The organism is Synechococcus sp. R6-10, assembly GCF_047461815.1.
Taxonomy (GTDB): domain Bacteria; phylum Cyanobacteriota; class Cyanobacteriia; order Thermostichales; family Thermostichaceae; genus Thermostichus.
The window spans coordinates 1-7,288 of record NZ_JANSHW010000361.1; the positions used below are offsets into that span (position 1 = coordinate 1).

A 7,288-nucleotide genomic window follows, 5' to 3' on the forward strand; every position below is an offset into this window, starting at 1 on the left:
TGTATAGAAAACCCGCTTGCCCTGGGATAGGGCCCGATAGATGGCATACTCTCCGATCAGGGTCTTGCCGGATCCCGTGGGAGCACAGACCACCACCGATTCCCCAGCAGCCAGAACCTGAATGGCTCGGATCTGGAAGTCGTCCAGCTCGAAGGGGAAAAGCTGCCGCAACTCGTCCAGCAAATCGGTTGCCGGGGAGAGAAGCGCACTCATGGGATCCAAATCAACATTGGGAAACCTGGAAACCCGCCCAATTCACTGCTTCCTGTGGGTTGTACCTTCTAGGATACAAGCTTTCTTGGGGCGTCGACTGCTCCCCTGCAAAAAGCGCCAGTTACTCTGCTTCTTTGGATCAAGAACAGCAGCTCAAGCAAGTGCTAAAATGGGGTGCCGTTGCCGGATGCTATCGTGCTGGTCGTCATCGACAACTACGACAGCTTTACCTACAACTTGGTGCAGTACCTGGGGGAGTTGGGAGCTCAGCTTCAGGTTTTTCGCAATGACCAGCTCTCCGTTGACGACCTGCGCCGAATGCAGCCGCAAGCTGTAGTTATCTCTCCTGGGCCAGGGCGGCCGGAAGATGCCGGGATCTCCCTGGAGTTGATTCGGGAGCTGGGGCCAGAGCTGCCGATTTTGGGGGTTTGTCTGGGGCACCAGTGCATTGGCCAGGTCTACGGTGGTCAGATCGTGCGCGCACCTGAGCTGATGCATGGCAAAACCTCGCTCATTTACCATCGAGGGGTGGGGGTGTTTGAGGGGTTGAGCCAGCCTTTCACGGCCACCCGCTACCACAGCTTGGTGATCGAGCCTTCTACGTGTCCTGACGAGCTGGAGGTGACGGCCCAAACCAGCGATGGGATCATCATGGGGGTACGCCACCGCCGCTATCCCCACGTTCAGGGCGTGCAGTTCCACCCGGAGAGCATCTTGACTGCAGAGGGCAAGCGCTTGTTGAGCAACTTCCTGCGCAGCGCCAAAGCCTCAACTGCTGCTCAGCCCAATATTTCGCAGAAACCTCAAGAAACTGTTGCCGTTGTTACATCGGGGATCCCCACTCCATGAAGCGTCGCCAGCTTCTGCAAGCCAGCGCTGGGCTGCTGGGATCGATGGCCGTGAACCTGGCCAGAGGGCGCAAAGCGGGCGCTCAGACAGCGCCGGCACAAGGTTCGGAAACGCCAACAACCCCAGGGTCTATAGAGTTCACTCCCGGCTCCAGCTCGCAGGGGCTGCAACTGACTTGGCTGCACCACAGTTGTGTTTTGTTCGAGGGGGAGGGCCGACGGTTTCTGGTCAACCCGTTTCGGCCGGCGGGCTGTACGGCTGGCTATCCTGCCCCACGAGTTGCTGCCGATCTGGTGTTGCTCAGCAGCCGCTTGTTGGATGAGGGTGCTTTGGATGTGGTGCCCGGCAACCCCAAGGTGCTGTTTCAGCCGGGAGACTATCTGATTGACGGGATCCGGGTGCAAGGAGTACGCATGCCCCGTGGCCCTCGCTTTGGCGTAAACGTGGGTTGGCGCTGGCGCATGGCTGGGATCGACATTGTCCATTTGGGAGGGGCGCTGCAGCCAATTACGCGGGAGCAGTCCATCCTGCTTGCTCGTCCCGACCTGTTGCTGGTGCCAGTGGGGGGTGGGCCGAAAAATTACGATCCTGCCGGGGCCAAGGCGGCCATTGAGGCGCTGCAGCCCAAGCTGGTCATCCCCACCATGTATCGCACGGCCGCCGCCGAGGAATCCCAATGCGAGCTGCTGCCGCTGCAGGAGTTTTTGCGTCTCTTCCCCGCTGCTGCCCCGCAACCTGCCCTCAGCAACCCGTTGCTGCTCTCGGCCCAGGCTCTGCCCAGGCAGGGGCTCGCCATCCTTTTCTTTGAGGAATAGGGCTATGCGAGGTCAGGTCCTAAAAATCGCTGTCGGACTGGGATCCCTGCTAGTGGGGGGTCTGGGATTCTATGGATACTCCCTACCAGAAGATCCACAAGCCTTGGCCCAAGCCAACCCGCTGCGGCTGCAACTGGCTCTCTGGCTGGGGAAAGACGCCAACGCTGTCGATGAGCGGGGCAAGACAGCCCTGTTTTTCGTGGAGAGCGGCCTCAACGCCCGTCTTTTGCTGGCAGCGGGGGCGGATCCCAATCGACCGGACTATGGGGGAGCCAGCCCACTGCACCAAGCGGCTCGCCTGGGCAACCCTGAGGTTACGAAAGCCCTGCTCCAGGGAGGGGCGGAGGTGAACGCTCGCTTTGGTGCCGGTGGCCTTCCCCTACATTTTGCCGCTTGGTCCGGCAACCCCGAGGTCGTTCGGCTGCTGCTGGAACATGGCTCCGAGATCGACGAGCCGGACGGCTACGGCCTCACGCCCCTGCGCATCGCCCAGGATCTGCGCCGCTGGGAAGCTGCGATCCTTTTGTCCCGCTGGCCCCGCTCGGCATCCGCTGACGGGCATATGGATTGATTCCGCTTCTCTACCACCCCAGCACCGAGGCGAAGATCAAAGGCGCCACGATGGTGGCATCCGACTCGATGACAAATTTGGGGGTGTCGATCCCCAATTTGCCCCAGGTGATCTTCTCATTGGGCACTGCTCCCGAATAGGAGCCGTAGCTGGTGGTGGAGTCGCTGATCTGGCAGAAATAGCCCCACATGGGCACGCCCTGGCGGCCCAGGTCTTGATGGAGCATGGGTACCACACAGATGGGGAAATCCCCGGCTATGCCGCCGCCAATTTGAAAGAAGCCGATGGAGGATTCCGCCGAGGTGCGCAGGTACCAATCCGCCAGGTGGATCATGTACTCGATCCCTGTGCGGACGGTGTGTACATTGCGGATCTCACCCGTGATGCAGTGGGCGGCATACATGTTGCCGGTGGTGGAGTCCTCCCATCCCGGCACATAGATGGGCAAGTTGGCCTCCATAGCGGCGTAAACCCAAGAGTCCCGCGGATTGATCTGGTAGTAGGGCTCCAGCCGGCCACTGCGCAGAATCCGGTAGAGAAACTCATGGGGAAAATAGCGCTCGCCCGCCTGATCGGCGCCGATCCACTCTTCCAAAAGGGCTTTTTCCAAGCGCCGCATCGCCTCCTCTTCGGGAATGCAGGTATCGGTTACCCGATTCATGTGCCGCTCCAGCAGTTCCTGCTCCTGCTGCGGGCTGAGATCGCGATAGTGGGGCACGCGCTCGTAGAAGTCGTGGGCGATGAGGTTGAAGATGTCCTCTTCCAGGTTGGCGCCGGTGCAGGAGATGGCGTGAACCTTACCCTGCCGGATCATCTCAGCTAGGGAAAGGCCCAGCTCTGCTGTGCTCATGGCACCGGCCAAGGTCACCATCATCTTGCCGCCCTTTTCCAGGTGAGCACAATAACCTTTGGCTGCATCCAGCAGCGCGGCTGCGTTGAAGTGGCGAAAATGATGTTGGATAAATTGGCTGACGGGGCTGTTGGTCACGATTTTTCCGGTCACTCTGACCTGGTGAAGCACGATTTTCCAGTCTATCAACTTTAGGGGCGCTGACAAGCTTTGCTTGGGGATACCTTTATCGGTATTGGCAACCATTCCCCTGCAGGTCGGCTGGAGCAGGTTGCGTTGCGAAGCCGGGATCCCATACCGGTTCTCACCCGGCCTTGGCTGAGACAAAGGGATCGCCTGCCCATGTCAGAATGGTGGCGAATCACCGCCCTATATCCGTTCACGCTATCTGTTCACGTTGGGTTCATGCCTCCTGTCAGCACTGTCGAGCCAGCCGAGCCCATTGCCGAAGTCCAATCTCCTGAGCTGGCTTCTTCTCCTGCCGAGCCATTGCCTGGCGCTGTGGACATGTCAGTGCCAACAACGACCGGGATCTCTATGGGATCCCTGCAGCGCTGGTGGGCGCGCTGGAAACAAAAGCTGCGCCTGGAGACCCAGCTGCTCTTTGTGGCCACGCTGGTGGTCTCCTTGGTGGTGAGCAGTTTTACCTTCTGGGCCGTCAGCACTGTGCAGCAGGATGCCCGCTTCAACGAGGCCCGCTTTGGCCGGGATCTGGGGTTGCTTTTGGCGGCCAATGTTGCCCCTCTAATTGCGGAAGATCGCATTGGCGAAGTCGCCCAACTGTCCCGCCAGTACTTTGAGAGCACCAGCAGCATCCGCTATTTGCTCTACGCCGATCCCGAAGGAAACATCTACTACGGGATCCCGTTCTCCAATCAGGAGGTGAAAACCTCCCTCAGCCTTACCCGTCGCATGCAACTGCCGGACAACCGTCCTCCTGCTGAGGGCCAACCGCTGGTGCGCACCCACCTTACCCCTGCTGGGCGGGTGACGGATATTTTCGTCGGCATCTACCATCAGGGCCGCTTTTTGGGCACCCTCGGCTTGGGCATCAATCCCAATCCCGCCCTGGTGCGCTCCACCCAGCTGGCGCGGGAGGTCTCGATTGGGGTGTTTTTGGCGGTGTGGGTCTTGGCCATCCTGGGAGCGGTGGTCAATGCCCTCACCATCACCTATCCCATCAAAGAGCTGGTCAAAGGTGTCCAGGAGATCACCAAAGGTAACTTCAAGCAGCGCATCGACCTGCCCTTCGGGGGCGAGCTGGCCCAGCTCATCGACAGCTTTAACGAGATGGCGGAGCGGCTGCAAAGCTACGAAGAACAGAACATCGAAGAACTGGCTGCCGCCAAAGCCAAGTTGGAGACCTTGGTCTTCTCCATCGTCGATGCCGCCATTTTGCTGGATGCCGAGTTGCGGGTGCTGCTGCTCAACCCTGCCGCCTCCCGCATGTTTGGCTGGGAAGGGGATCCCGTTTTGGGCAAACCCCTGCCGGAGCTGTTGCCGGAGGATCTGCAGCAGCAACTGGCCCGCCCCCTGATGCAAATTGCCCGCGGGGATCAAGAAGCAGAGGAAGTTCGCGTCAACCTCACCGGCCCCACCAAGCGTGTTATCCGCATCCTGCTTTCGCCGGTGTCGGATCCGCGGCGGCAAAATCTCAAGGGGATCGTGATGACGGTGCAGGACATCACCCGCGAGGCAGAGCTCAACGAAGCCAAGGCTCAATTCATCAGCAACATCAGCCACGAGCTGCGCACCCCCCTCTTCAGCATCAAGTCTTTTATCGAGACCCTCTACGAGTACGGCGAGCAGATGTCCTCGGCGGAGCGGCTGGACTACCTGGAAATTGCCAACCGCGAAACCGATCGCCTCACCCGCCTGGTCAACGATGTTTTGGATTTGTCTCGTCTGGAATCGGGCAAGCAGTACCACTTTGAGGGCGTCGATATCTCGGCGGTGATCGAGCAAACGCTGCGCACCCATCACCTGCAGGCCCGCGACAAAGGGATCCAGCTGCGCAAGTTCGTCGATCCGGATCTGCCGCTGGTCTGGGGCAACTACGATCTGCTGCTGCAGGTGATGACCAATCTCCTGGGCAATGCCCTCAAGTTCACCCCCTCAGGGGGCCTGGTGACGGTACATGCCCACCTGGTGGTTCAGGCGGATGGATCCCCGCAGGCAGTGCGGGTGGCGGTGGCCGATACAGGCATTGGCATTGCCCCAGAAGATCAGGAGCGGATTTTCGACCGCTTTTTCCGTGTCGAGAACCGGGTCCACACCCTAGAGGGCACCGGCCTGGGGTTGGCCATCGTGCGCAACATCCTGGAGAAACATCGAACCCGCATCTGCCTGGAGAGCAAGCTAGAACAGGGATCCACCTTCTGGTTCGACCTGCACCTGTACACTGAAGAGGGACCGCTGGAGTTCGAGGTTCAGCCAGCCGAGACGGATCCCCCCAGTTGCGCTTGGCGGGAGCACTCCCATCAACGCTGAGGATATGAAGGGCATACCGGCCATTTTTTGGGGGTTGGGCCTCAGTTTCGCATTTTTGTGCCACACTGGTGACCTCTACCACCACACAGGGGGGCTGGGCAACCCGCTGTTGGCCACCGGCGAAAACGTCACTTCTCTCCTGCTGGCGGTGGTGGCGGTGCTGGCCCCTTGGCTGGCAGTGCTGCTGATGGGTTTGCTGGTGTACTGGCTGGGCAAACGGGCGTTGAAACTGGGGTTCCGCAGCAGAAATGCCGCTCCCAAGTCTCAGGGATCCCCGCCGACGGCTGTTCTACACTGGAGAAGGTTTTAACTGGATGGTTTTGCCATGCCGCCTCGCTGGCCCCGGAAGCCCTCCCGTCGGGATCCCGAATTTCGCAAGCTGGATGATCGCTATACCTATGCCGCCCACCTGTCTGTTTTCCTCTGTAGCGGGTCTGGGCTGGTGTTTTTTCAGCAACTGTACCGCGCGGATTGGCCGTGGCTGGTGCCCCTGTTGGGCTGGTGGGCTTTGGGGCTAGGGATCCACAGCTTCTGGATCTTTTTTGTGGCCCGCTATCCCGTCGAGGCCGGCTTTGGGGAGCTCACTCCCGGCGCGCACGAAAACCCAACAGCCGCGGAGACGGATCCCTCCAGAGCCAGTTAGGACTTAGAGAGGGGATGATCCCCTTGCTCCTGTTCTCAGCCAGGGGAGGTAGAAGCTCCACCTGGTCGCCGCTGCCGCCGCAGCAGCAGGGGGGAGAGATCGCTCTCGTCGTAAATATCGCCCACCAGCTCCTCCAAAATGTCCTCCAGCGTGATCAGGCCGGTGGTGCCGCCGAACTCATCCACCACAATCCCCAGGTGTTGGCGAGAGCGCAGCATTTCCTTGAGCAACAAGCTGACCCGCTTGGTGTCCGGCACAAAAAAAGGCGGTGCCATCGCCTGGGTCACTTCGGCATTGCCTTTTTGATCCAGATGGCGCAGGGCTTGCTTGAGGTGGATGATGCCGACGATCTCGTCCTTGGATTCTCCCTGCACGGGGATGCGCGAGTAGCCCGTTTCCAAACAGAGCTTCACCACATCCTGCAGTGTTTTGTCGTGGGAGATGGTCTCCATTTTAACTCTGGGCTTGGCCACGTCCCGCGCCTGCAGCAAGTCCAAAGCCAAGGCCCCACGGAACAGCCGCCGTTTTTGCCAATCCAGCAGCCCCCGCTGCCCCAACACATCGATCAACAGCTCCAAATCCTTGAGAGAAGCGGTGGCCGTCAGCGGGGAGAACTCCAATAGGTTGAAGAGCCTGCTGACAACCCACTCAAAAGCGTCGCTAAAAGGGCGCAACAGCAGCGATAGGATGTGGACGGGCCGCACCACCCAGCGGAATACCCCTAGCGGATGGCTCACCGCTAAAGACTTTGGGGCTACTTCTCCAAAGAGGAGCACCACAATCGTGGTAGGCACGGTGGCGGCCAAAGCTCCAATCTGGGTTCCCAACAGTTCAATAGAGAGGGTTGTGGCCAGAGC

Annotated in this window: 9 protein-coding genes; 6 read left to right on the forward strand and 3 right to left on the reverse strand. The window is 59.9% G+C overall.

The genetic code is table 11. The features are described from left to right. On the reverse strand, nucleotides 1–213 hold a 213-nt coding region (locus NW837_RS10325), incomplete at its 3' end, for a DEAD/DEAH box helicase (protein ID WP_414331278.1). Nucleotides 214–408: 195 nt separating this feature from the next. On the opposite strand from NW837_RS10325, the gene NW837_RS10330 reads away from it, so the two are divergent. The 3 genes from NW837_RS10330 to NW837_RS10340 are packed head-to-tail and all read left to right on the forward strand — an operon-like array spanning nucleotide 409 to nucleotide 2,448. Beyond that, nucleotides 409–1,062, forward strand: a complete 654-nt coding sequence (locus tag NW837_RS10330; RefSeq protein WP_414331291.1) for an anthranilate synthase component II — start codon at nucleotides 409–411, stop codon at nucleotides 1,060–1,062. Then, nucleotides 1,059–1,877 (forward strand): MBL fold metallo-hydrolase, encoded by an 819-nt coding sequence (locus NW837_RS10335; protein ID WP_414331279.1) that lies wholly within the window; start codon nucleotides 1,059–1,061, stop codon nucleotides 1,875–1,877. The genes NW837_RS10330 and NW837_RS10335 overlap by 4 nt, the downstream gene beginning before the upstream one ends. A gap of 4 nt (nucleotides 1,878–1,881) precedes the next feature. Continuing rightward, nucleotides 1,882–2,448 (forward strand): ankyrin repeat domain-containing protein, encoded by a 567-nt coding sequence (locus tag NW837_RS10340; protein ID WP_414331281.1) that lies wholly within the window; start codon nucleotides 1,882–1,884, stop codon nucleotides 2,446–2,448. 10 nt (nucleotides 2,449–2,458) lie between these two features. On the opposite strand, the gene NW837_RS10345 is transcribed toward NW837_RS10340, so the two are convergent. Beyond that, nucleotides 2,459–3,436, reverse strand: a complete 978-nt coding sequence (locus NW837_RS10345; protein ID WP_414331283.1) for a deoxyhypusine synthase family protein — start codon at nucleotides 3,434–3,436, stop codon at nucleotides 2,459–2,461. A gap of 363 nt (nucleotides 3,437–3,799) precedes the next feature. On the opposite strand from NW837_RS10345, the gene NW837_RS10350 reads away from it, so the two are divergent. Genes NW837_RS10350 through NW837_RS10360 form a run of 3 tightly spaced genes read left to right on the forward strand, consistent with a single transcriptional unit; the run spans nucleotide 3,800 to nucleotide 6,431 of the window. After that, nucleotides 3,800–5,788, forward strand: coding sequence for an ATP-binding protein (locus NW837_RS10350; protein WP_414331293.1), 1,989 nt, complete (start codon nucleotides 3,800–3,802; stop codon nucleotides 5,786–5,788). Between the two features lie 4 nt (nucleotides 5,789–5,792). Continuing rightward, nucleotides 5,793–6,098, forward strand: coding sequence for a DUF4126 family protein (locus NW837_RS10355; protein WP_414331286.1), 306 nt, complete (start codon nucleotides 5,793–5,795; stop codon nucleotides 6,096–6,098). Nucleotides 6,099–6,113: 15 nt separating this feature from the next. Next, nucleotides 6,114–6,431 carry a hypothetical protein gene (locus NW837_RS10360; RefSeq protein ID WP_011433986.1) on the forward strand — a complete coding sequence of 106 codons (318 nt, stop codon included), beginning with the start codon at nucleotides 6,114–6,116 and terminating at the stop codon, nucleotides 6,429–6,431. A gap of 35 nt (nucleotides 6,432–6,466) precedes the next feature. Here the strand turns inward: NW837_RS10360 and NW837_RS10365 are convergent. Further along, the coding region (locus NW837_RS10365) for a hemolysin family protein (protein WP_414331289.1) at nucleotides 6,467–7,288 on the reverse strand (822 nt) is incomplete at its 5' end.